The following is a 23,358-nucleotide window of genomic DNA, read 5'->3' on the forward strand; positions in this document are numbered from 1 at the left end:
CGCCGAGCCAGTTGACGCCGCCGCGGGCGCGGGTGTGGTGGGCGCGGGGGCGCCCGCCGGGGCGACGTAGGCGGTCGGCTCCTGGAAGACCGGCGCCTGGAAGATCGCGGTGGACGGACGCACCGCGCGGCGGCGGGCCCGGGCCGGCGGCTCGGCGGACTCGGCCTCGACGACCGGCTCGGCCTCGACCTCGGGCTCCTCGACGGGCTCCTCGGCGACGACCTCGACCTCGGGGGCCTCGACCTCGACCGGCACCTCGGCGGGCGCACCGGCGGGCGACTCGGCCCGCTTGCGGGTGCGGCGGGCGCGCACCGGCTTCTCGGCCACCGGCTCGGCCTCGACGACCGGCTCGGGCTCGGTCACCGGCTCCTCGACCGGAGCGGCCTCGGCCTCGGCCGGGGCACCGGCGGGCGCCTCGGCGCGCTTGCGGGTGCGGCGGGCCCGCACCGGCTTCTCGGCCACCGGCTCGGCCTCCACGGCCGGCTCGGGCTCGGCTGCGACCTCGACCGCGGCGGCCTCCGCCTCGGCGGGCGCACCGGCGGGCGACTCGGCCCGCTTGCGGGTGCGGCGGGCCCGCACCGGCTTCTCGGCCACCGGCTCGGCCTCCACGGCCGGCTCGGCGGCGCTCTGCTCGACGGCCGGGGCGGCCGCGGTCACGCTCTCGGCGGCGGGCACCGTCTCGGTGCTCTCGACCGCGCCCTGCGGGGTACCCGCCGGGCGGGAGACCGCGCGCCGGCGGCGGCGGGGCGGAGCGGCCTCGGTGGCCGTATCGTCCGCGGTGTGCTGCGTTTCGTTGTTCTCAGGCATGCGGGTGGATCTCCCGTCAGGCCCCCGGGCTCCGCATCCTGGCACGGCCGGGCACCGGTGGCCGGCCTTGGGCGTTTCAGCGCCCTGGCCGACTCTCCACGGTGCCGCCGTGCGGACGCGAGGCCGCACAGGGGCTCGTAGTCTCACTCGGCGCCCCGCACGGTGCGGGGTGTCGAAAGTCTCTGGTTCTGACCAGTGTTCTCAGGTTTTCCCAAGCTGCGCGGCCCCACAACCCAGGGTGGCTCCCGGGGCGGGCCCCGCCGGCCCGTGGGGCGGCGCGGTGCTCCTCGGGCCCGCCGGCCATGGGGCCGGGGGGCCATCGCAGGAGTGGCCAGTGCACGACGACGCTCGCTCCCCTGGGGAGCCGCGGGGGCCTGGAGTGCGCAGGGCCGGGTGGTAAGTCCGGCTCTCGCCTCCGCCCGCTAGGCGGACGCTGCGGCCTGCGGCTCGACGGCCGCCACTGAGGGGCCGGCCGGGGCCGCAGCGCGGTCGAGCGCCAGCGGGTCGGTCACCGTGCCGGTCTCCTCGTCGAGCGGCCCCTGCGCCAGCCTGGTCACCTCAGCGGGGACCGGCAGCGCCAGGTCGGCCGTCGCACGGAGACCGGACAAGACGTCGTCGGGTCGTACGGCGGGTGTGGCATGTCGTACTACCAGGCGCAGTATCGCACAGGCACGACCGGTACGAACATCGGAGGTGGCCGGGGATTCCCCGACCGGACCAACGCCGACCTGCGTGGGGACCAGTTCGAGGCGGGCCACCGCTCCGCGCGCGTCGAAGACCCTTAGCCCGTTCTTCGTCTTCCGTTCGACCTGCACGTCCTCGGCGGCGAGGAAGAGCGCGACCGCGCGGGCCGCGTCCTGCTCGGCCACCTCGGGCAGCCGCAGCTCCCAGAGGGAGGCCTCCAGCCGCTCCACGAAGTTCGGCGTGCGCACCTCGACGGCGTCCACGATGTCCAGGCCGGTCGGCAGCGACTCGTCCAGTTGGGCCCGCAGCGCCTGCGGGTCACGGAAGTCGGCCAGGCCGATCTCCAGGTACTCGGCCTCGCTGGCCACCCCGGTGGGGGCGGCGTTGGCGTAGGACACCTTGGGGTGCGGGGTGAAACCGGCCGAGTACGCCATCGGAACGGCGGAACGGCGCAGCGCCCGCTCGAAGGCGCGCTGGAAGTCGCGGTGGCTGGTGAAGCGCAGACGGCCCCGCTTCGTGTAGCGCAGACGGATGCGCTGCACCGTCGGAGCGGGGGGCGGACCGTCGGGCGTGCGGCGTGCCAGGGTCGCTCAGTCCTTCGTGAGAAGCCGCGTCCGGCAGGTGACGGCTCCAGGGAGGGGCCACCGGTGCGGACTCTGTCAGTGACAAAACTCTGTCAACGCCCAAGGGTACGCGCCCGCCCGGGGGGCTCCCGCCGCGCCCGGTCAGCCGAAGAGGCTGCGGCGCACCTCGCGCAGCGTCTCGCGGACGGTGGCGGCGGCCGCCCTGGCGGCCCGGCGCACCTCCGCCTTGAGGGGCCACCACAGGTCGCGGCGCACCCACCGGCAGGGCCGCATGACCAACAGCCGCCACAGCTGCCCGCCCAGCCGCCAGGCCCAGGTCACGACCTGTCCGAGCCCGCCCAGCAGCGGGCGGCCCAGCGGCAGCAGCAGGTGGCGCCAGAGCCGTGTCACCAGCCACCCCAGCGCCCGACCCGCCGGCACCAGCAGGTAGCGCCACGCCGCGCGCGCCGGGCGCACCAGTGCGTACTCGACCAGCGCCTCGATCGCGATCCGCAGGCCCCGGACGGTGAGCACCAGCAGCCGCACCAGGGCGTGCGCCAGCAGCCCCGCGCCGGCGCCCAGCAGCCGGACCGCGGCGGCCAGCGCCCGGCCCAGCGGCAGCAGCAGGTAGCGGTACAGCGCCCGGGCCACCGCCGGCAGCGCCACCTCCAGCAGCAGCGTCAGGCCCCGGTTGACGCCGTCGACCAGCGCGACCAGCGCCCGGCCGAGCGGGACGATCAGGTAGCGGCTCAGCAGCTTCAGCGGCACCAGCGACCAGCGGCCCAGGTGGCGGCCCAGCGGGATCAGCAGCCGGCGCAGCAGGAAGGCCGCCGGAACCACCACCAGGACGCCCAGCAACAGGCCGACCAGCTCGCCCAGCCCGGTCGCACCGGCCTCGACGGCCGCCTTGAGCACCCGGCCGACGACCAGCAGCGCCCGCGCCAGCAACCTGAGCCCCGCCGCCAGCACCCGGCCCGCCGCCGCCAGCGCCCGGCCCACCACCCGGCCCACCGCCGCCAGCGCCCGGCCCAGTGGGGTGAGCAGGTGGCGGTACAGCAGCCCGCAGGGGCGCACCACCAGCACCCGCCAGAGCATCCCCGCGGCCCGCTCCAGCCACCGCGCGGCCACCGTGAGTACCCCCGCCAGCGCCCGCGCCGCGGCTCGCAGCAACTCCCAGCAGAACCCGAGCGGCATCACGACCAGCACCGCCACGACCCGCGCGGGCACCCGGACGGCGGCCACCAGACAGCCCTGCGGCTCGCGGTCGGCGGGCTCCGCTCCCGGCCCCTCGGCTCGGCTCATCCCACACTCCCCCACCGGCGCCGACGACCCGCCGCTCGAGCAGTCGTGCGAGTCGCGATCGTAGTGCAGCCCGCCCCGCCCGCCCGGTGCCCGTTGCGGCGAGTACGCCCGCGGCGAGGAGGCCCGCAAGAGGGGCTGTCTCCTCCTACCTGCGCGAGCTGGCCCCAGGCGGACGCCTCGCCAAGACCCGGTTCACCCGCGCGCAGGGACAGGAGACGCTGGACAAGCTGATCACCGACCTTGGGGCCATCGACCCCGAGACCACTCAGGACCGATGGAGAGCTGGGAGGCTGCTTCCATGGCGTCGGAATCGAAGCACATCAGTGAACGGATCAATCGAACCGCGACCGAGGTCTACGCCTACGCCTCGGACCCCACCAACCTGCCGCACTGGGCTTCCGGGCTGGGAAGCTCCGTCGAGCAGGTCGACGGGCGCTGGTTCGCGCAGAGCCCACTCGGCCGGGTCGGCATCGACTTCGCCCCCCACAACGACTACGGGGTCCTCGACCACGACGTCACGCTGCCCGGGGGCGCCGTGGTCCACAACCCGATGCGCGTCCTCGCAGACGGACCCGGCAGCGAGGTCGTGTTCACGCTGCGGAGGATGCCGGGAATGAGCGACGAGGACTACGCACGCGATGCCGCCACAGTCGCCGCAGACCTGGCTGCGCTGAAAGCCCTCCTCGAGGGGTGAGCCACAGAGCCGGGTTGTTGCTGAGCCCCCGCCCCAGGCCGCGCGGTGCCCGGGGGCGCGCGGGTCGTACGGCTCCTCGCTGCCCGCCTCTCGGCGCATCCGCCGGTGGCCCGCCTCTACTCCAACCACCTTTTCAGGTTGGCCAGTTCGCCGAGGCGGACCAGGTCGCGGTCAACCTCTGGCAGGGCCCGGAGCCGCGCCTCACGGTCGAGATGGGCGCGGCGTGCGGCCGGGTCGTGGTGCGGGTCGCCGGCACCGCCGGCCACGAACTCACCTGGCGCGACCACGTGAGCGCCCGCATCCCCACCCCCGACGAGCGCACCACCCTCCAACTCTCGGCAGCCGCCGCCCTCCAGGTCACCCATCGCGTCACCATCGACCACGCCCAGGGGCGCAATGGGTCAGTTTGCAACGAAAGTACAAAAAGCAGCGGGCAGGCTGAAAAGTTCACATGTAGCCGAATAAAGATTTTACACAGATCAACCCACTGCAACTCTGAGGAGTTCGCGGCCCATTGGCATTCCCGCAATGTTCTCATGCTTCGATCGCGCTGACCGGTACGGTATTTGCTTCACAGCAAATCGTAGTCCCGGCGGGTGACCGCACGCGGAGAGGCGAGAAGATCGATCTGGTCGAGCGGATCGCCGATGGTCGGTTCATCCCCGGTCGCATGCGCGGCCTGGCAGCACGGGAGTGGGAGGAATCGCCAGTCACGGCACCCAGAGCGCCGGCGGGTCACCAGCCCGGGGGCACCGAAGCGGAGTTCTTCGCCACGCACCTCCGAGCGCTCATGCCCAACCCCTACCGAACGGCGAACCCGCTCGGCGCGCACCAGGCGCCACCACCAGCATCCGAGCCCTGGCACTCCAGCAGGAGGCACAAGGCCACGCGCTCACGGGCAACGCCCGATTCGCGCTGACGAAGTTCAATGAGGCGCACGATCTCGCCTCCGGTGGGCCCGATACCGGGGCCGCCACCAAGGGCAAAGCCCTGCTGGACAGCCTCTCCGAGTCGGCGGCCGCACACGTGGCGCTGCTCGCCGAGGCATGACGAAGGTCGCCGTCTGGCTCAGGTCGACCGAACTGGCCTGACCCGCACCGTTGACTCGCCGTTTCCAGGCCTCAGAGTCATCCCGAGACCAGTGTGCGGGGCGTGTCCCTGCGCATCACTGAGCCACCGCGTCAGTTGGCGGTCCGCTGAGGATGGCAGCATCCAGGGTCTTCTGCTGATCAGGGCACAGGCCGACGTGCATGTCGCCCGCCGTCATGACGACCAGGGACCCCTCCTTCGACGTGTACTCACTACCCAGCTCCGACGACAGCAGATAGGGGTTGGTGCCCGCGCGCAGCGCCGCACATGCCTTCTGGCCGACCGCATTCAGGTCGGCGTCAGACTTGCCGGCCAGAGCGCTGGCAGTGCCGGTGGTCTCACTCAGGCTCCCGCCGAAAGCACGAAGTCTGGCCGAATACGAATCCCTGTAGCCACCGTCACTTGCTACGGAGCTCGGGGAAGCCTGCGACAGGGAATCCACCGAAGCCGATCGGGTCGGAGCGGCGACCGACGCAGTGGCCGGAGCAGCAGCCGACCCGGATAAGCCCTTCAGGCACCTGCCGAGCCATTTCGTGTAGAACCGCCCCCGACCTCACCGCCTCGCCGGCAACCATCGCTGCCACCAGCGCCGGTCACGGCCGGCGAGTCCAGTCCCCAACTCCGGGCGAAGCGCCGGCTCCACGTACAGGGGCGTGGCAACGATCAGGCGGTGCCCCCGGATGCCAGGGGCGAAGTTGCACAGCACCTGCGCATGACCGTGCAGGTAGGCCGGACCGTCCAGCCGATCGGTGAGCATCGAGTAACACGAGCGGGCCGAGAACTCCAGGTCCCCCTGACCGATGCCGAGCAGTTGCCCCGCAGACGGGCGCTCGTCGAGCGACTGCTCACTGTTCAGAGCCACTGCGAGGTCGTGAAGCCAGTCGGACCCCGACCCCATACGGGTGGGGCCGGCGTCGCGGTGCTCCCTCACGTGCTGGATCGAACCGCAGAGGATCAACTGAACGTAGGCGCAAGCCCCTTCGTCGTCCCGGCTACAAGGCTCCGTCTCGACCGACATGTACGTGTAGACGCCCTGATCGACCAGACCCAGGTCACGCAGCCGACGCCCGAAACGGAAGTGGCCCGCGAACTCCATCCAGTCGAGCCTCATCGCCGCCGCGCACGTTCCAGGCCGCAAGGCATGGGCTCGCGTCTGCGCGCTGACGTAGCGGACCACATCATCGAACCCAGGAGTGGCGGACTCGTCGGCTCGCGGCCGCTCGCCGAACGAAAGGCTCGCGGTGCCGCCGATGGGCAGCGACGCCTCCGCCTTCACTGCGCGATCAGTGGGTCTCCGCGACGACACCTCGTGAAAGCCCGCAAGCTTCGCGGTCGACCAGTACAGAAGCTCCCGCATCGTGACTCCAGACCCCGGCACGGGCATCAGCACCCCTGGGCGATCGACCTACCCAGGGCTCCGAGGTTAAGCGGGGCACCCCTGCACTCAGCCCGGCCCAACCTGCCCGGGCCCGGGTACGCAGGTGGCCTCTCCCTCGCACTGGAGGAAGAGGCCACCATGCACTGCCAGGCGCCGCCAGGGCTTCAGGCCCACTCGATCCGACTCGTCCCCCCAGGGGCCTGCCGCGCGCGGCAGAGGAGCACTCACGACCTCGCCGCCCGAACCGCCCGGACGGGTGGCCACCTCGAGCCCGAGCTCACCCAGAAGGGTGAGCCGCCCCCCCTAGGGCGTGTGAGATGCGTCACACGGCTCGCCCGTCGCGTGGGTCACACACCGGCGCCCTTCGGCTGGTCGGCCCCCTGGTTGACCACCGTGAGCGGCAGCAGCTTCTTGCCGGTCGGGCCGATCTGGATGGTCGTGTCCATCTGCGGGCAGACGCCGCAGTCGAAGCACGGGGTCCAGCGGCAGTCGTCGACCTCGACCTCCTCCAGCGCGTCCTGCCAGTCCTCCCAGAGCCAGTCCTTGTCGAGGCCGCTGTCCAGGTGGTCCCAGGGCAGCACCTCCTCGTAGCCGCGCTCGCGGGTGGTGTACCAGGCGACGTCGACGCCGGTGCCGGCCAGGCCCTTCTCGGCGCCGGCCATCCAGCGGTCGTAGGAGAAGTACTCGCGCCAGCCGTCGAAGCGGCCGCCGTCCTCGTAGACCGCGCGGATCACGGCGCCGATCCGCCGGTCGCCGCGCGACAGCAGGCCCTCGACGATGCCGGGCTTGCCGTCGTGGTAGCGGAAACCGATGTTCTTCCCGTACTTGCGGTCGCCGCGGATCGAGTCGCGCAGCTTGGCCAGGCGGGCGTCGGTGTCCTCGGCGCTCAGCTGCGGTGCCCACTGGAAGGGGGTGTGCGGCTTGGGGACGAAGCCTCCGATGGAGACGGTGCAGCGGATGTCGTTCTGCCCGGTGACCTCGCGACCCTTCTGGATCACGTTCTTGGCCATCGTGCCGATCTGCAGCACGTCGTCGTCGGTCTCGGTGGGCAGGCCGCACATGAAGTACAGCTTCACCTGGCGCCAGCCGTTGCCGTAGGCGGTGGCGACGGTGTTGATGAGGTCCTCCTCGGACACCATCTTGTTGATCACCTTGCGGATGCGCTCCGAGCCGCCCTCGGGGGCGAAGGTCAGCCCCGAGCGGCGGCCGTTGCGGCTCAGCTCGTTGGCCAGGTCGATGTTGAAGGCGTCGACCCGGGTGGAGGGCAGCGACAGGCCGATCTTGTCCTCGGTGTAGCGGTCCGCCAGCCCCTTGGCGATGTCACCGATCTCGGTGTGGTCGGCGCTGGAGAGCGAGAGCAGGCCGACCTCCTCGAAGCCGGTGGCCTTCAGCCCGCGCTCCACCATCTCGCCGATGCCGGTGATGCTTCGCTCCCGCACGGGGCGCGTGATCATGCCGGCCTGGCAGAAACGGCAGCCGCGGGTGCAGCCGCGGAAGATCTCCACGGACATCCGCTCGTGCACGGTCTCGGCGAGCGGGACCAGCGGCTGCTTGGGGTAGGGCCACTCGTCCAGGTCCATCACGGTGTGCTTGGAGACCCGCCACGGCACGCCGGGGGCGTTGGGCACCACGCGCGCGATCCGGCCGTCCGGCAGGTACTCCACGTCGTAGAAGCGCGGGACGTAGACGCCGCCGGTCTTCGCCAGGCGCAGCAGCAGCTCCTCGCGCCCGCCCGGGCGGCCCTCGGCCTTCCAGGCGCGGACGATGGCGGTGATGTCCAGCACGGCCTGCTCGCCGTCGCCCACCACCGCGCAGTCGATGAACTCCGCGACCGGCTCGGGGTTGAACGCGGCGTGGCCGCCGGCCAGCACGATCGGGTCCTCGTCGGTGCGGTCGGCCGCGGCCAGCGGGATGCCGGCCAGGTCGAGGGCGGTGAGCATGTTGGTGTAGCCGAGCTCGGTGGAGAAGCTCAGCCCGAAGACGTCGAAGGCCTTGACCGGGCGGTGCGCGTCCACCGTGAACTGCGGCACGCCCTGCTCGCGCATCAGCGCCTCGAGGTCCGGCCAGACGCTGTAGGTCCGCTCCGCCAGCACGCCCTCGCGCTCGTTCAGCACCTCGTAGAGGATCATGACGCCCTGGTTGGGCAGGCCGACCTCGTAGGCGTCGGGGTACATGAGCGCCCAGCGCACGTCACAGGCGTCCCAGTCCTTGACGGTCGAGTTCAACTCGCCGCCCACGTACTGGATCGGCTTCTGGACGTGCGGGAGGAGGGCCTCCAGGCGTGGGAAGACCGATTCGACTGGCATGCGGCGAAACCCTTTGTTCTGTCGAGCGGAGGGGGTGACCCTCAAGGGTAGCGCGACGCGTGGGGCTTCCCGGCACGTCGAGAGCGGGCCCGGGCGGTGTGCTCACCGCCCGGGCCCGCTCAGGACCTGCTCTCCCGCTCAGCCCGCTATCGGTCGCTGGGTGCGCACGGCCTGCAACAGGCCGATCGCGATCCAGCCGGCGAACATCGAGGACCCGCCGTAACTCACGAACGGCAGCGGGATCCCCGCCACCGGCATGATGCCCAGCGTCATGCCGATGTTCTCGAAGGACTGGAAGGCGAACCAGGCGATCACCCCGCCCGCCACCACCGTGCCGAAGAGGTCGGTGGCCTGACGGGCGATCCGGCAGGCCCGCCAGAGCACCACGCCGACCAGCGCGATGATCGCCAGGCCGCCCACGAAGCCGAGTTCCTCGCCGGCCACCGTGAAGACGAAGTCGGTCTGCTGCTCGGGGACGAACTGCCCTATGGTCTGGGTGCCGTGGAAGAGGCCCTTGCCGGTCAGCCCGCCGGAGCCGATCGCGATCCGGGCCTGGGCGGTGTTGTAGCCCACTCCGGCCGGGTCCAGCGCCGGGTTGGCGAAGGCGGCGAAGCGGTCGATCTGGTACTTGCTCAGCACGCCGAGCTTCCAGACGGCGGTGGCGCCCAGCGCACCGGTGACCAGCAGCCCGAAGAGCCAGCGGTTGGGCGCCCCGGCGGCCAGCAGGATGCCCAGGATGGTCACCGCCATCACCATGACCGAGCCCAGGTCGGGCATCAGCATCACGATGCAGATCGGGATCCCGGCCAGCAGCAGGGCCTGGAAGACGCTGCGGTTGCTCGGCATGGTCCGCTCGCCCGAGTCGACCCGCGAGGAGAGCACCATGGCCATCCCCAGCACGATCGCCAGCTTGGCGAACTCGGCGGGCTGGATCGAGAAGCCGCCGCCGAACTGGATCCAGGAGTGCGCGCCGTTGATGGTCGAGCCGAGCGGGCTGAGCACCGCGAAGAGCATCAGGATGGCCATCGCGTACAGCACCGGCACCGCGGCGCGGATCCGGTGGTGCCCTATCGCGACCGCCGCCCCGCAGAGCACCAGGCCGATCAGCAGGTTGGTCAGGTGGCGGTAGAGGAAGTACTGCGGGTCGCCGTGGGTCAGCGAGTCGCGCCCGCGGGTGGCCGACCAGACCAGCAGCGAGCTGCCCAGCGACAGGGCCAGCGCGGCCAGCATGATCACCCAGTCCAGCCGCCGCAGCGGCGCGTTCTTGGCGAGCACCCGGGCCACCGGGCCGCGCTGCGGGGACAGCCGCAGCGGGCGGTACGAGCCGTACGAGGAGGTCATGCCCGGCTCCTTGCGTGGGCGCGCCGGTCGTCCCGGGCGGGTTCGACGGCGAGCAGGTCGGCGTAGAGCGCGGTGGAGGCCGGTGCCGGCGCCGGGGCGGCGTCGACGGTGTAGGCGACCGGCTTGATGATCGCGGTGCCGTCCGGGTTGAACTTCGGCAGGTCGCTCTGCGGGCTGGGCAGCAGCGCCTTGCCGTTGTCGATGTTCCCCTTGTCGTCCACGCCGTACAGCGCCTGGTAGATCCGCCGGACCGCGTCGCCGGAACCTCCGGAGCCGGTGCCGCCCTGGCTGATCGTCATGACCACCGCGTAGTCCTTGCTGTAGGTGGTCAGCCAGGAGGTGGTCTGCTTGCCGTAGACCTCGGCGGTGCCGGTCTTGGCGTGCAGCTGGATCTTGTCCTGCGGCCAGCCGGCGCCGGTGAACTTCCAGGCGGCGGTGCCCTCGGTGATGACGCCGGCGGTGGCCTGGTCGATGTACTGCAGGGTCTTCTGGTCGTCGGGCAGCTTGCCGTCCACGTGCGGGGCGATGTCGCGCACCAGCTGGCCGCTGGGGGTGACCACGGCCTTGGCGACGGTGGGCCGGTAGAGCGTGCCGCCGTTGGCCAGCGCCGCGTAGATGCGGGCCATCTGGATCGGGGTCACCAGGGTGTCGCCCTGGCCGATCGCGTAGTTGACCGAGTCACCGGCGCGCATCACGTTGCCGTCCACGCAGTTCTCGCGGGCGATCTGGCTGGCGAAGTCGGTGGCGCCGGTGTCGGCCTGCTTGCACCAGGCGTCCTTGTTGGCGTTGTAGAAGTCCTGCTTCCACTGCCGGTCCGGGACCCGGCCGGTGACCTCGGAGGGCAGGTCGATGCCGGTCTTGGCGCCGAGGCCGAACTGGTGGGCGGTCTTGTAGAACCAGTCGGCCGGGTTCTTGGGCTTGATCCCGCCGTCCTTCATCCACTGGTCGTAGGCCAGCCCGTAGAAGACGGTGTCGCAGGAGATCTCCAGCGCCTTCTCCAGGGAGATGTCGCCGAACTGCTCGCCCTCGAAGTTCTTGAACTCGCGGCCGCCGATGGTCATGCTCTGCGGGCACGGGTAGTGGCCGTCCAGCGAGTAGCCGGCCGCCACGGCCGCCGAGGTGGAGACCACCTTGAAGGTGGAGCCGGGAGCGGACTGACCCTGTATGGCCCGGTTCAGCAGCGGGTAGTTGGTGTCCTGGCTGGTCAGGCTCGCGTAGTCCTTGGCGGAGATGCCGCCGACCCAGAGGTTGGGGTCGTAGGTCGGCGCGCTGGCCATGGCCACGATCCGGCCGGTGTGCACGTCCAGCACCACCGCGGCCCCGGAGTCCGCGACGTAGTTCTTGTTGCTCTCCTTGTCGAACTGCGTGCGCGCGTCCGCCATCGCCTGCAGCAGGTTGTCCTCGACCACCTTCTGCACCCGCGAGTCGATGCTGGTCACCACGTTGTTGCCGGGCGCGGCCGGGGTGTTGCCGGCGTCGCCGATCACCCGGCCGAGGTTGTCCACCTCCAGGCGGTCCACCCCGGTGGTGCCGCGCAGGTCGTCGTCGTAGACCGACTCCAGCCCGGCCCGGCCGATCTGGTCGGAGGGCAGGTACTTCTCGCGGCCGGTCAGGTCGGCGGTCTTGCTGACCTCGTCGTCGGTGACCGGGGAGAGGTAGCCGAGCACCTGGGCCGCGTTCGCGCCGCTGGGCGCCGGGTACTGACGCACCGCGGTGGGCTGGGCGGTGATGCCGGGGAAGTCCTCGCGGCGTTCCATTATCTGCATCGCCTGCTGGGTGGTGGCCTGGTCGGTCACCGGGATCGGCTGGTAGGGCGAGCCGTTCCAGCAGGGCTGCGGGGTCTTGGCGTCGCAGAGCCGGACCTTGTCCTGGACGTCCTTGGCGCTCATCCCGAGCACCTCGGCGAGCCGGCCGAGCGCCGCCTTGCCGTGGTCCTTCTGCTGCAGCAGCGAGGTGCGGCTGACCGAGACCACCAGCTTGGTCTGGTTGCCCGCCAGCACCCGGCCCGCGGCGTCCAGGATCTCGCCGCGGATCGCCGGCTCCACCACCTCGCGGATGTGGTTGCTGGACGCCTTGGCGGTGTACTCGCTGCCGTTGCGGATCTGCAGGTACCACAGGCGTCCGCCGAGGGTGGCGAGCAGCGAGAGCACCAGGACCTGCAGCACCACCAGACGGATCGTCACCCGGCGGGTGCGGCCGGTCTCCGGGATGTTGGTCACGGCTGGGACTCCCCGATACAGAAGATGCGAACGGCTGTCAGGACTTGAGGCCGCGGGCCTTGCGGCCCGAAGGGGCGCTCGCCGAGGCCTCGCGGGTGGTGCGGTAGCGGGCGATGGTGCCCAGGCCCGGGCCGGTCACCTCGGCGCCGCGGGTGGCCGAGTCGACCCGGCGGGCCAGCAGCATCACCGCCGGCACCACGAAGGGCGCCAGCAGCAGGTCGTAGAGCAGCGCGCTGACCACCAGGCCGGGCAGGCCCACGTGCCGGGCGGCGGTGTCGCCGACCAGCGCGCCGACCGCCGCGTAGAGCACGGTGGAGACGATCGCGGCGCCGGCCACCACCACCAGCGGGACCAGCACCGAGCGCTGCCGGCCGGGCTCGGCGCGGGCCATGCCGGCCACGTAGCCCATCACGCACAGCACCAGCGCGTAGCGGCCGATCGCGTGGTCGGAGGGCGGCGCGAGGTCGGCCAGCAGCCCGGCGGCGAAGCCGGTCAGGCAGCCGCCGGTCGGGCCGAACACCAGGCCCAGCCCGACCACCACCAGCAGCAGCAGGTCCGGCGTGGCTCCCGGCAGCTGGAGCCGGCCCAGCACGCTCACCTGGACGACCAGGGCGAGCAGCACCAGCACGGCGCAGAGCAGGACACGCTTGATGACCACGGGTCAGTTCCCTCCGGACGGCGAGGCGGCGGCCTGCTGCGGGACCCCCGACGGCACCGGCGCGGCCGGGGCCGCGGCCTGGGCGGCCGGCGAGGCGGGTGCGCTGGGCACCGGCGGCAGCACGGAGTCGCGCGGATCGGTGCGCGGCGGCACCACGACCACCCCGACCAGGTCGAGGCGGGTGAACGAGACGAACGGCTGCACCAGCACGGTCTTGGTCAGCTCGCCCGGGGTGGCCTGCACCTGGAGCACCTTGCCCACCGGCACCCCCGGCACGAACGGCCGCCCGCTCTGCGAGCCGAAGGTCACCAGCCGGTCGCCGGCCTTCACCTCGGCCTTGCCGTTGAGCAGCTCGACCTTCATCGGGCCGGCGCCCTCACCGGCCGCGAAGCCGATCTCGCCGCTGCCCTCCATCCGGGTCCCGGCGGTGAAGCCGGGGTCGGTGGCGAGCAGGACGGTGGAGGTGGTGGGGGCCACCGTGGTGACCCGGCCGACCAGTCCCTGACCGTTGATCACCGTCATGTCGCGCTGCAGGCCGTCGTCGCTGCCGGCGTCGATGGTGATGGTCCAGGAGAAGCCCTGGGCCGCGCCGATGGCGATCACCTGCGCGGCCTTGATGGTGTACCCGCCGGTGCCGGCGGTCCGCAGCAGGTCGTCGAGCTGCTTGGTGCGGCCGGTGGCGGTGTCGGAGGAGGCGAGCTTCTGGCGCAGCTCGTTGTTCTCCGCGCCGATCTGGTCCAGCCGCTGCTGCTCGGTGCCGGAGTCGCGGATCGCCCGGATCGTGCGCGCTATCGGGTCGACGGCCCCCGCGGCGCTGCGCTCGACCGGGCCGAGCACCTGGGCGGCGCTCTTGCGGGCGCCGTTGAGCGGGGAGCTCTCGCCGCCCTTGATGTCCACGGTGATCAGGGCGAAGGCGACCGCCACCAACAGGATCAGCAGCAGTCGACTCTCTCGGGTGTCCCTCACGGCGCTGGGGCTGCCCCTTCTGAAATCGCGGTCTCGACGGGTGGTCTAACGACGCGGCTGCGCGTCCAGTACCTGCTGCAGGGCTTCGAACTCGTCGACGCAGCGCCCGGATCCCAGCGCCACCGAGTCGAGCGGGTTCTCCGCGATGTGGATCGGCATGCCGGTCTCGCGGCGCAGCCGCTCGTCCAGCCCGCGCAGCAGCGCGCCACCGCCGGTGAGCACCACCCCACGGTCCATCACATCGCCCGCCAGCTCCGGCGGGCACTGGTCCAGGGTGGTCTTGACGGCGTCGATGATCGAGTTGACCGGCTCGTCGATGGCCTCGCGGACCTCGGCGGCGGAGATCACCACGGTCTTCGGCAGGCCGCTGACCAGGTCGCGGCCGCGGATCTCGGCGTGCTCGTCCTTCTCGTTCTCCGAGCCGTACGCGGAGCCGATGCTCATCTTGATCTGCTCGGCACTGCGCTCGCCGAGCAGCAGCGAGTACTCCTTCTTGATGTGCTGGACGATCGCGTTGTCCAGCTCGTCGCCCGCCACCCGGATGGACTGCGCGGTGACGATGCCGCCCAGCGAGATCACCGCGACCTCGGTGGTGCCGCCGCCGATGTCCACCACCATGTTGCCGGTGGGCTCGTGGACGGGCAGCCCGGCGCCGATCGCGGCCGCCATCGGCTCCTCGATGATGTGCACCTGGCGGGCGCCGGCCAGGTGGCTGGCCTCCACCACCGCGCGCCGCTCCACCCCGGTGATCCCGCTCGGCACGCAGACCACGACCCGCGGGCGGGCCAGGTAGCGGCGGCGGTGGATCTTCTCGATGAAGTAGCGCAGCATCCGCTGGGTGATCTCGAAGTCGGCGATCACGCCGTCCTTGAGCGGCCGGATGGCGATGATGTTGCCGGGCGTGCGCCCGATCATCTTCTTGGCCTCGGAGCCGACCGCCAGGATGCTGCCGGTGTTGGTGTTGACCGCCACGACTGACGGTTCGTTCAGGACGATTCCCTTGCCCCTGACGTACACCAGCGTGTTGGCAGTGCCGAGGTCGATCGCCAGGTCACGGCCCATGAACGACAGATTGTTGGCCATGGAGTGTGGAACGCCTTCCCGAACTGGGTGTCATGGGCGGGGAGTCGGGCTCGCGGAGCAGCCCGGACGGTGGCATGGGAACTGCTCGGCGGGCCTGTCGGCCCCACCGGCCGCCACCATCGTAGCCAGGCCCGGCGAGCAGGTCGGCGGGGCGGGCATGGCGTCCATTCTCCGGGGCGGGATCACTTCTCCCGGCATTGGGACGCCGTGTCGGAGGACCCAGTTCCATATTTGAGGATGATTCCCACGGTTGGCCCCGCCGCTGCGGCCCGGGCCCCGTGCCGGGCGGGCCGCAGCGGGTGCGGTGTCAGGCGTGCGCGGGGAAGAAGATCTTGATCTCGCGCTCGGCCGAGGCCTCGGAGTCCGAGGCGTGGATCAGGTTCTCGCGGGTGATCGTGGCGTAGTCGCCGCGGATCGTACCGGCACCCGCGGCCAGCGGGTCGGTGGCGCCGGCCAGCGCGCGGATGCCCGGGACCACGTTCTCGCCCTCGACGATCAGCGCGATCGAGGGGCCGGAGGTCATGAAGTCCAGCAGCGGCTCGTAGAACGGGCGGTCGACGTGCTCCGCGTAGTGCTGCTCCAGCGTCGCCCGGTCGAAGGTCCGCAGCTCGACGGCGGCCAGCTGCCAGCCCGCCTTGCGCTCGATCCGGCTGATGATCTCGCCGGCCAGGCCACGGCGGACGGCGTCGGGCTTGAGCAGGACGAGAGTGCGCTGCGACACGGTGCGGCTCCAGTGGTATCGGGACGGAATGGTGTATGCCACTGCCCCAGAGGTTACCTTGCGTGAGCGGATGGTCGAGCCGCAGGTCACAGCGCGGCCGCGGCCGCCTCGCGCTCGGCCTTCAGCACGTCGATCTTGCGCCCGTAGTGCACGGAGCACCACCACAGACCGGCGAAGATGACGCCCAGTGCGTACATGGTCGGCAGCAGCAGGCCGGCCGCGACCAGACCCAGCTGCAGGGCCCAGCCGACCGCCACCGCGCCCGGTCGGGTGATCACACCGCAGAGCAGCACGCAGAGCAGCATCACGACGCCGCTCACCGCCCAGATGGTGGCGCTGGAGACGTCGGTCATCCGCATCGCGACGCAGGCCGCGAAGAGGACGACGAAGACCTCGCCGATCAGCGTGGAGGAGCACAGCACGCGCATGGTCACTTCCTCCCGAGCAGCAGGCGGGCCTCGCCGACGGTGATGACCGAGCCGGTGATCAGCACGCCGGCGCCGCCGAGGTCCTCGCCGTCCTCGGCCAGCGTGACGGCCGCCTCGATGGCGTCGTCCAGCCGGGGCTCGACCGTCACCCGTTCCTCGCCGAAGACCTCCACCGCCTGGCGGGCCAGCAGGTCCACCGACATCGCCCGGTGGGTGGAGTTCTCGGTGACGACCACCTCGGCCAGCACCGGCTCGAAGGCCTCCAGCAGGCCGGTGACGTCCTTGTCGCCACTGGCCGCGATCACGCCGATCAGCCGGCTGAAGCCGAACGACTCGCTGATCGCGGACGCCGTGACCTGGGCGCCGGCCGGGTTGTGGGCGGCGTCCAGCACGATGGTGGGGCTGCGCCGGACCACCTCCAGGCGGCCCGGGGAGCTGACGCCGGCGAAGGCCTGGCGCACCTTGTCGGCGTCCAGCGGCTCCTCGCGGGCCGCGCCCACGCCGAAGAAGGCCTCCACCGCGGCCAGCGCCACCGAGGCGTTGTGCGCCTGGTGCTCGCCGTGCAGCGGGATGAAGATGTCGGAGTACTCCGCGCCGCCGAGCCCGCGCAGCGTCAGCAGCTGGCCGCCGACCGCGATCTCCCGGCTCAGGACGCCGAACTCCAGTCCCTCGCGGGCCACGGTGGCGCCCACCTTGACCGAGTGCTCCAGGATCGCCTGGGCGGCGTCCAGCGGCTGCTGGGAGATCACCGCGAGCGCCCCCGGCTTGATCACCCCGGCCTTCTCGACGGCGATCGCCCCGGTGGTGTTGCCGAGCCGGTCGGTGTGGTCCAGCGAGATCGGGGTGACCACCGCCACCGCGCCGTCGATCACGTTGGTGGCGTCCCAGCTGCCGCCCATGCCGACCTCGACCACCGCGACGTCCACCGGCGCGTCGGCGAAGGCCGCGTACGCCATGCCGGTGAGCACCTCGAAGAAGGAGAGCGCCACGGGCTGCGCGGCGTCGACCATCCGGACGTAGGGCTCGATGTCCTGGTAGGTCTCGACGAACTTCTCGACGCTGATCGGCTGGCCGTCCAGGCTGATCCGCTCGGTCACCGACTCCACGTGCGGGCTGGTGTAGCGGCCGGTGCGCAGCTCGAAGGCGCTGAGCAGCTGCTCGACCATCCGGGCCGTGGAGGTCTTGCCGTTGGTCCCGGTGATGTGGATCGCCGGATAGACGCGCTGGGGCTGGCCCAGGATGTCCATCAGGGCGTTGATCCGGTCCAGCGAGGGTTCCAGCTTGTTCTCGGGCCAGCGCTTGGCCAGCTCGGCCTCGATCTCGCGAAGGCCGGCGGGCTGCTCGGCGGAGTCCGCACTGGGGCGGATGGTGTACGGGTTCTGCCCGGCGCTGCTGCTCACACGCCCCAGTCTACGGAGTGCCGCAGGCCCCTTCGGCACCGCTCCCACCGCGGTGCGCGCGGCCCGCGCGCACCGCCCGGCCACCGCCGGCAGCCGCTCAGCAGCCCACCGGTACGGCCGCCTGGCGCAGCCGCAGCTCGTCGATCACGTGCTCGACCTCCTCCTCCGCGACCAGCGGCAGCAGCATCGCCACCCCCTGCAGCAGGCCGCCGAGCAGGAAGGTGGTGTCGGGGGTGGCCGCGACCAGCTCGCGCACGGTCTGCACCGCGCCGCGGCGCACCGCCTCGACCAGCCGGGCCGCGTCCGCCGACTCCTCGTCGACCGCCACCCCGATCTCGCCGCCCGGGGCCCGGCGGGCCAGCGCCCGCAGCACCCGGTCGCCGACCTCGGGGGCGTAGGCCTTGCGGACCGCCTCGGCCGCGATCCAGGCCAGCAGGGTCAGCACCGCCCGTTCGTCCTGCTCCTCCAGGATCCGGTCCAGCGATTCGTCGAAGGCGAGTTGATTGCCGTGCCGGAACGCGAGCAAGAGATTCGCGGCCCGGCCCTTGGCCTCCTCGACCCGCTGCGCGGGAAGTTCGCCGGCCCATGTCTGCACACCTGTCATGCCATGCCCTCCGCTCGCCGCCCCAAGCACCGGAACTGCAGAACACCGTATACGGCGCACCATCTCCGGTCGTCGGACCTGGCCGAAGTGCGTACCGAAAGAATGCGGAACCTGATCGGATTTGGCTGTCCCCGCAATTCGCCGGTTAATCCGCCTGGACCGCCTCCCGGACGCCCGGGACCCGGCCGCGGGCGGGCGGCCCCGGCGGGCGGCCCCGGCGGGAGGCCGGCGCGCCCCTCCCCCGGGGCCGGCGCGGAATATGGGGGCCGCCCCCCATGTCCCGCGCGGCCCGCGGTGGCATCCTCGCGGCATGACCGATATGGGGCCGAGCCAGGACGCAGCACTCTGGTGGACGCGGGGCGTCAACCGGGCCGAACGACTGACCTGCCCGCCGCAGCAGCCGCAGACCGGCGGGCGGGGCACCGCGGGCGACCAGGACCTGGTCGGGCCGTGGCGCGGCGACTACCCCTCGGCGGAGCAGTTCGAGGCCCGGCTGGCCGACCTCGGGCTCACCGCGCAGGGGCTGCACGCGCTGCTGGCCGAGTCGCCCGACGCGCTGGCCGGGCGGATCGGCGAGCCGTCCTGGGTCGCGGTGGTCGACCGGGCCCTGGCCGCCGCCCCCGAGACCGCGCCCCGCCCGGCCGACGGGATCTCCTGGACCGAGGGCTTCGCCACCGTGCTCGCCCCCTTCACCGAGACCGCCGCCGACCGGCTGCTGGAGGCCGCCGAGAGCACCGGCGCCGCGGCGGTGGCCGACCTCAAGGCGCTGCGCCGGTGCTTCACCGAGCAGCTCGGCCCGGCCCTGGTCGCCGTCGCCCGGCGCACCCTGGTGCTGGAGCTGCACGTGCTGCGGGTGACCGGGCGCCTGACCGGCGCCACCCCGCAGCAGCGGTTCGCCGACTTCGTGCGGCACTGCGCCGGGCGGGCCGCGCTGGAAGCGCTGCTGCACGAGTACGCGGTGCTGGCCCGGCTGCTGGCGCAGACCTGCGAGCAGACCGTGGCGGCCTGGCTGGAGCTGCTGGACCGGCTCGCCGCGGACCGCGAACTGCTGCGTCCCGCGCTGCTGGAGGGCGCCGACCCGGGCCTGTTGGTGGACGTGCGCACCGGCGCGGGCGACCGGCACCGGCAGGGGCGGGCGGTGGCGGTGCTGACGTTCGAGCACGGCGCGCGGGTGGTCCACAAGCCGCGCCCGCTGGGCGTGCACACCCACTTCAACCAGGCCGTCGACTGGCTGGGCGAGCGGCTGCCGGGCCTGGGCCTGCGGACGCTGGCGGTGCTGACCCGCCCGGGCCACGGCTGGGTGGAGCACGCGGCCGCCGAGCCCTGTCGCGACCCGGCGCAGGTGCGCCGCTTCTACCACCGCCTCGGCGCGCTGCTGGCCCTGGTGCACGCGCTGGGCTGCACCGACCTGCACTACGAGAACCTGATCGCCTGCGCCGACCAGCCGGTGCTGGTCGACCTGGAGACGCTCTTCCACCCGGCGCTGGCCCGACCGCCGGCCGTCGCCGAGGACCCGGCGCTGCAGGCGCTGGACGACTCGGTGTTGCGCACCGCGCTGCTGCCGCTGCTGCTGGTCGGCGAGCACGGCGCCTTCGACCTCTCCGCGCTGGGCGGCGAGAAGGGCGTCCCGCTGCCCGAGGAGGTCGCCGACTGGGCGGAGGCGGCCACCGACCAGATGCGGCTGGTGCGCAGCAGCGCGCTCTCCCGCGGGGCGGCCAACCGGCCCCGGCTGGCGGACGCCGAGGCGGACCCGGGGGCGCACGCCGAGTCGCTGCTGGCCGGGTTCCGGGCCGGCTACGACGTCATCGCCGCGCACCGCGACGAACTGGTCGACCCGGTCGGGCCGCTGGCCCGCTTCGCGGCCGACGAGACCCGGGTGGTGGCCCGCGACACCAGCCACTACCTGACCCTGCTGGACGAGTCGACCCACCCCGACGTGCTGCGCCGGGCGCTGGACCGCGACCGGCTGCTGGACATCCTGTGGCGCGAGTCGGTCGGCGACCCGGCCCGTCGCCCGCTGGTCGCCGCCGAGCTGGCCGAACTCTGGGCGGGCGACGTGCCGCTGGTCACCGGCCGGCCCGCCCGGCGCGGCCTGACGATCGGCCAGCTGACCGCGACCGGGCCGGTCGCCGAGCCCGGCCTGCGCTGGGTGACCCGTCGGCTGGCCACCATGAGCCACACCGACCGCTACGACCAGGAGTGGCTGATCCGCGCCGCGCTGGCCACCCGGGCCACCGAGGCCGGCCGCCGGCTCACCGCCGCGCCGACCGGTCCGGGACCGGCCACCGTGCCGGACCCCGAGCGGCTGCTGGCCGCCGCCTGCGCGATCGCCGACCAGATCCTGGCCGGCGCGCACACCAACGGCCACCGGGTGAACTGGCTGGGGCTCGAGCCGCTGGGCGAGCGGCACTGGGCGGTCCTTCCGCAGGGCGCCGGCCTGCCGCACGGGTACTGCGGCACCGCGCTCTTCCTGGCCCAACTCGCCTCCCTCACCGGCCTGGAGCGCTACGCCACGGTGGCCCGCCGGGCGGTGCGGCCGGTGCCGGAGCTACTGGCCGCGCTCGCCGCGCACCCGCAGCGGCTGCCGGAGATCGGCGGCGGCTTCTCGGGCCTGGGCGGAATCGCCTACACGCTCAGCCAGTTGGCGACCCTGCTGGACGACCGGGAGATCGCCGGCTGGGTCGGCCGGGCGGTCGAGCTCACCCAGGTCGCCCCCGCCGGCAGCCAGGACCCGGGGGTGCTGGACGGCGACGCCGGCTGCCTGGCGGCGATGCTCGCGGTGCACCAGGCCGGCGGCCCCGAGCAGGCGTACGCGACGGCCCTGGAGTGCGCCCGCCGGCTCGCCCTGCGGCCCACCACCGACCTGCCGGCCGGCGGCTTCACCAGCGGTGCGGCCGGCATCGGTTGGGCCCTGCTGCGGTTCGCCGAGGCCGGCGACGGCGAGCCGTTCGCCCGCGCCGGGCTGGCCGCACTGCGCCGCTCCACTGGCCAACTCCCGCGCGGTGAAGGGTCATCGACCCCCAGCGACGGCTGGTACAGTCCGCTGACCGGGACCGCGCTGGCGATCGCCGACAGCCCGGCGGCAGCCGCCGATCCGGCTCTCGCGGCCTTGCTGACCCGGGAGTTGGCGGCTGTGGCCAACCGCGCCGAGCCGGCCGACCACAGCCTCGGGTACGGTGAGGCCGGCATCCTGGAGCTGCTGCTCGCCGTCGATCCCGGCCACCACCGCGCCCCCGGCGCGGCCTCGGCCAGGGCCGGTGCCCTGCTGGCCTCGCTGGACCGGTTCGGCCCGCGTTGCGGGACCCCGGACGCGGTCCCCAGTCCGGGCCTGCTCACCGGCCTGGCCGGTATCGGGCACGGCCTGCTGCGGCTAGGATTCCGTGCCCGGATTCCGTCGGTCCTGCTCCTGCGGGCGCCGACCGCGCAGACCACACGGCAGAAGCTGCCGTCCCTGACAGGAGGACTCGCATGAGCGACGAAGCACTGGTGCGCAGCTGGAAGGACCCGCAGAACCGCGACGGCGCCTGCGCCTTCCACCCGGCTGGCGAGATCCGGCTGGGCACCGGCAGCGCGGTCGGGCGCCGGGCCCGGCTGCTCTCCGGGCTGGTGGGGCAGGGCGGTTACGAAGGGGACCTGGGCATGTCGGTGAGCATGATGACCGGCACCAGCGTCTCCAGCCCCGCCTGAGCCGCCCCTGACGTGCACTCGGAGCGTCACCGGTGCAGGCACCATGGCGGACCACCGGATCCGGCGGTAGCCTCCGGCCATGCTCATCACATCGCCGGTGGTCGTCGGACGCAGCGATGAGCTCGCCGTTCTGGAGGGCGGCCTCGCGGCGGCCCGCCGGGGCGAGGGCCAGGCGGTCTTCCTGATCGGCGAGGCCGGCATCGGCAAGTCACGGCTGGCCTCCGAAGGTGCCTTCCGGGCCTTCGCGGCCGGCATGGCGGTCCTGCGCGGGCGGGCCAGCGCCACCGGTGCCACCATGCCGTTCCGACCGATCGCCGAGGCGCTGCTCTCGCTGCTGCGCAGCGCCGGGCCGCCCCAGGACGCCGAGCTCGTGCCCTACCGTTCCGCCCTGGCCTCCCTGTTGCCGGAGTGGCGCGGTGCCGAGGCGACGGCCGGACCGGCCTCGCTGATCGAGACCGCCGAGGCCGTGCTGCGGCTGCTGATCGCGGTGGGCCGGGACCGGACGCTGCATCAGGAGCCCGGCTGCCTGCTGGTGGTGGAGGACCTGCACGACGCCGACGCCGAGACGCTGGCCGTGATCGAGTACCTCTGCGACAACATCCGCGGCCTGCCGGTCTTCCTGCTGGCCACGCTGCGCCCGCAGGCCGGGCCGGCCGAGCAGCTGGTGCGGGCCGCCGGGCGGCGCCGCTCGGCGGCACTGGCCGAGCTGGGACCGCTGGACGCGGACCAGGTGCGGGCGATGGCCGAGTCCGCGCTCGCGGCGGGCGCGGGCCAACTGCCCGCCGCGGTCACCGAACGGCTGGTGCGCGACGCCGAGGGCAACCCGTTCGTGGTCGAGGAACTGCTCAGCGGGATGATCTCCGCCGACGTGCTGCACCACGGCGCGGACGGCTGGCAGGTCTGCGGCGACCTGGGCATCGACGTGCCGCGCACGGTGGTGCACAGCGTCGTGCAGCGCGCCGCCCGGCTCAGCCCGGCCGGCCGCGACCTGCTGGACACCGCCGCGGTGCTCGGGCGGCGCTTCGCCCTGCCGGTGCTCAAGCTGGTCACCGGGCTGGACGACCGCGGTCTGCTGGTCCACCTGCGAGCCGGCATCGACGCCCAACTCATCTCCCCCAGCGGCCCGGTGGCCGACTGGTACGAGTTCCGGCACGCGCTGACCGCCGAGGCGCTGCTGGCCGAGCTGCTGCCGGCCGAGCGCGCCGCCATCGCGGCCCGGGCGGCCGACGCGATCGAGGCCGGCTACCCCGGGCTGCCCGGCGAGTGGTGCCGGCGGGTGGCGGCGCTGCGGTTGACCGCCGGCCAGCCGCAGGCCGCCGCGCTGCGCTTCGCCGAGGCCGGCCGCGCGGCGCTGGACGGCGGCGCGGTCAACTCCGCGGTCGCGCTGCTGGGGCGCGCGCACGGGCTGCTGGGCCCCGCCGGGACACC

At 72.9% G+C, this 23,358-nt stretch carries 19 protein-coding genes and 1 pseudogene; 4 read left to right on the plus strand and 16 right to left on the minus strand.

The window, feature by feature from the left end; genetic code table 11:
• The 3 genes and pseudogenes from ABD323_RS28670 to ABD323_RS28680 all read right to left on the minus strand — a co-directional run.
• Positions 1-807 (minus strand): annotated as a pseudogene (locus tag ABD323_RS28670) (Rne/Rng family ribonuclease); the annotation flags it as partial.
• A gap of 422 nt (positions 808-1,229) precedes the next feature.
• Complete coding sequence (locus tag ABD323_RS28675) at positions 1,230-2,033, minus strand: TIGR03936 family radical SAM-associated protein (protein WP_344444895.1); 804 nt, start codon at positions 2,031-2,033, stop codon at positions 1,230-1,232.
• 183 nt (positions 2,034-2,216) lie between these two features.
• A complete protein-coding gene (locus ABD323_RS28680; RefSeq protein ID WP_344444896.1) occupies positions 2,217-3,356 on the minus strand; it encodes a hypothetical protein in 1,140 nt (379 codons plus the stop codon).
• Between the two features lie 274 nt (positions 3,357-3,630).
• Between ABD323_RS28680 and ABD323_RS28685 the strand changes: the two genes are divergently transcribed.
• A complete protein-coding gene (locus tag ABD323_RS28685) occupies positions 3,631-4,050 on the plus strand; it encodes an SRPBCC family protein (RefSeq protein WP_344444897.1) in 420 nt (139 codons plus the stop codon).
• Positions 4,051-4,166: 116 nt separating this feature from the next.
• On the opposite strand, the gene ABD323_RS28690 is transcribed toward ABD323_RS28685, so the two are convergent.
• The 13 genes from ABD323_RS28690 to ABD323_RS28750 all read right to left on the minus strand — a co-directional run bounded on the left by ABD323_RS28690 (position 4,167) and on the right by ABD323_RS28750 (position 18,243).
• The gene (locus ABD323_RS28690) at positions 4,167-4,415 is read right to left on the minus strand and encodes a hypothetical protein (protein WP_344444898.1); all 249 of its coding nucleotides are present in this window, start codon (positions 4,413-4,415) and stop codon (positions 4,167-4,169) included.
• An 800-nt stretch (positions 4,416-5,215) separates the two neighbouring features.
• Entirely contained in the window at positions 5,216-5,581 is a 366-nt protein-coding gene (locus ABD323_RS28695; RefSeq protein WP_344444899.1) for a hypothetical protein, read from the minus strand.
• Positions 5,582-5,692: 111 nt separating this feature from the next.
• Positions 5,693-6,496: an SAVMC3_10250 family protein gene (locus tag ABD323_RS28700; RefSeq protein WP_344444900.1), complete on the minus strand. Its 804-nt coding sequence runs from the start codon at positions 6,494-6,496 to the stop codon at positions 5,693-5,695.
• A 368-nt stretch (positions 6,497-6,864) separates the two neighbouring features.
• Positions 6,865-8,823 carry a TIGR03960 family B12-binding radical SAM protein gene (locus ABD323_RS28705; RefSeq protein WP_344444901.1) on the minus strand — a complete coding sequence of 653 codons (1,959 nt, stop codon included), beginning with the start codon at positions 8,821-8,823 and terminating at the stop codon, positions 6,865-6,867.
• A gap of 138 nt (positions 8,824-8,961) precedes the next feature.
• Positions 8,962-10,164 (minus strand): rod shape-determining protein RodA, encoded by a 1,203-nt coding sequence (gene rodA, locus ABD323_RS28710; RefSeq protein WP_344444902.1) that lies wholly within the window; start codon positions 10,162-10,164, stop codon positions 8,962-8,964.
• Positions 10,161-12,383, minus strand: a complete 2,223-nt coding sequence (gene mrdA, locus ABD323_RS28715; protein ID WP_344444903.1) for a penicillin-binding protein 2 — start codon at positions 12,381-12,383, stop codon at positions 10,161-10,163. Before mrdA ends, rodA begins: the two co-directional genes overlap by 4 nt.
• A gap of 37 nt (positions 12,384-12,420) precedes the next feature.
• Positions 12,421-13,041: a rod shape-determining protein MreD gene (gene mreD, locus ABD323_RS28720; protein WP_344444904.1), complete on the minus strand. Its 621-nt coding sequence runs from the start codon at positions 13,039-13,041 to the stop codon at positions 12,421-12,423.
• Between the two features lie 3 nt (positions 13,042-13,044).
• Complete coding sequence (gene mreC / locus ABD323_RS28725) at positions 13,045-14,007, minus strand: rod shape-determining protein MreC (protein ID WP_344444905.1); 963 nt, start codon at positions 14,005-14,007, stop codon at positions 13,045-13,047.
• A gap of 45 nt (positions 14,008-14,052) precedes the next feature.
• Positions 14,053-15,078: a rod shape-determining protein gene (locus tag ABD323_RS28730; protein WP_344444912.1), complete on the minus strand. Its 1,026-nt coding sequence runs from the start codon at positions 15,076-15,078 to the stop codon at positions 14,053-14,055.
• Positions 15,079-15,397: 319 nt separating this feature from the next.
• Positions 15,398-15,811, minus strand: a complete 414-nt coding sequence (ndk, locus tag ABD323_RS28735) for a nucleoside-diphosphate kinase (RefSeq protein WP_344444906.1) — start codon at positions 15,809-15,811, stop codon at positions 15,398-15,400.
• Between the two features lie 86 nt (positions 15,812-15,897).
• A complete protein-coding gene (locus tag ABD323_RS28740) occupies positions 15,898-16,239 on the minus strand; it encodes a DUF4233 domain-containing protein (protein WP_344444907.1) in 342 nt (113 codons plus the stop codon).
• 2 nt (positions 16,240-16,241) lie between these two features.
• Positions 16,242-17,606: a bifunctional tetrahydrofolate synthase/dihydrofolate synthase gene (gene folC, locus ABD323_RS28745; protein WP_344444913.1), complete on the minus strand. Its 1,365-nt coding sequence runs from the start codon at positions 17,604-17,606 to the stop codon at positions 16,242-16,244.
• A gap of 130 nt (positions 17,607-17,736) precedes the next feature.
• Complete coding sequence (locus ABD323_RS28750) at positions 17,737-18,243, minus strand: hypothetical protein (protein WP_344444908.1); 507 nt, start codon at positions 18,241-18,243, stop codon at positions 17,737-17,739.
• 310 nt (positions 18,244-18,553) lie between these two features.
• Here ABD323_RS28750 and ABD323_RS28755 point away from each other — a divergent pair, with 310 nt between their 5' ends.
• From ABD323_RS28755 to ABD323_RS28765, 3 genes are all read left to right on the plus strand, one after another.
• On the plus strand, positions 18,554-21,715 hold the full coding sequence (locus ABD323_RS28755; RefSeq protein ID WP_344444909.1) for a type 2 lanthipeptide synthetase LanM family protein: 3,162 nt from the start codon (positions 18,554-18,556) through the stop codon (positions 21,713-21,715).
• The gene (locus tag ABD323_RS28760) at positions 21,712-21,930 is read left to right on the plus strand and encodes a hypothetical protein (protein WP_344444910.1); all 219 of its coding nucleotides are present in this window, start codon (positions 21,712-21,714) and stop codon (positions 21,928-21,930) included. The genes ABD323_RS28755 and ABD323_RS28760 overlap by 4 nt, the downstream gene beginning before the upstream one ends.
• 79 nt (positions 21,931-22,009) lie before the next feature.
• On the plus strand, positions 22,010-23,358 hold a 1,349-nt coding region (locus ABD323_RS28765), incomplete at its 3' end, for an ATP-binding protein (RefSeq protein WP_344444911.1).

This window comes from Kitasatospora nipponensis (assembly GCF_039528135.1).
In the GTDB taxonomy this organism is placed as follows: domain Bacteria; phylum Actinomycetota; class Actinomycetes; order Streptomycetales; family Streptomycetaceae; genus Kitasatospora; species Kitasatospora nipponensis.

Excerpts from the sequence above, each read along its gene's own strand:
- rodA (WP_344444902.1), bottom strand. The coding sequence starts at position 10,164 with ATGACCTCCTCGTACGGCTCGTACCGCCCGCTGCGGCTGTCCCCGCAG.
- ABD323_RS28700 (WP_344444900.1), bottom strand. The coding sequence starts at position 6,496 with ATGCGGGAGCTTCTGTACTGGTCGACCGCGAAGCTTGCGGGCTTTCAC.
- ABD323_RS28755 (WP_344444909.1), top strand. The coding sequence starts at position 18,554 with ATGACCGATATGGGGCCGAGCCAGGACGCAGCACTCTGGTGGACGCGG.
- ABD323_RS28685 (WP_344444897.1), top strand. The coding sequence starts at position 3,631 with ATGGAGAGCTGGGAGGCTGCTTCCATGGCGTCGGAATCGAAGCACATC.
- ABD323_RS28740 (WP_344444907.1), bottom strand. The coding sequence starts at position 16,239 with ATGCGCGTGCTGTGCTCCTCCACGCTGATCGGCGAGGTCTTCGTCGTC.
- ABD323_RS28690 (WP_344444898.1), bottom strand. The coding sequence starts at position 4,415 with ATGGGTGACCTGGAGGGCGGCGGCTGCCGAGAGTTGGAGGGTGGTGCG.
- ABD323_RS28760 (WP_344444910.1), top strand. The coding sequence starts at position 21,712 with ATGAGCGACGAAGCACTGGTGCGCAGCTGGAAGGACCCGCAGAACCGC.
- ABD323_RS28680 (WP_344444896.1), bottom strand. The coding sequence starts at position 3,356 with ATGAGCCGAGCCGAGGGGCCGGGAGCGGAGCCCGCCGACCGCGAGCCG.
- ABD323_RS28705 (WP_344444901.1), bottom strand. The coding sequence starts at position 8,823 with ATGCCAGTCGAATCGGTCTTCCCACGCCTGGAGGCCCTCCTCCCGCAC.
- ABD323_RS28750 (WP_344444908.1), bottom strand. The coding sequence starts at position 18,243 with ATGACAGGTGTGCAGACATGGGCCGGCGAACTTCCCGCGCAGCGGGTC.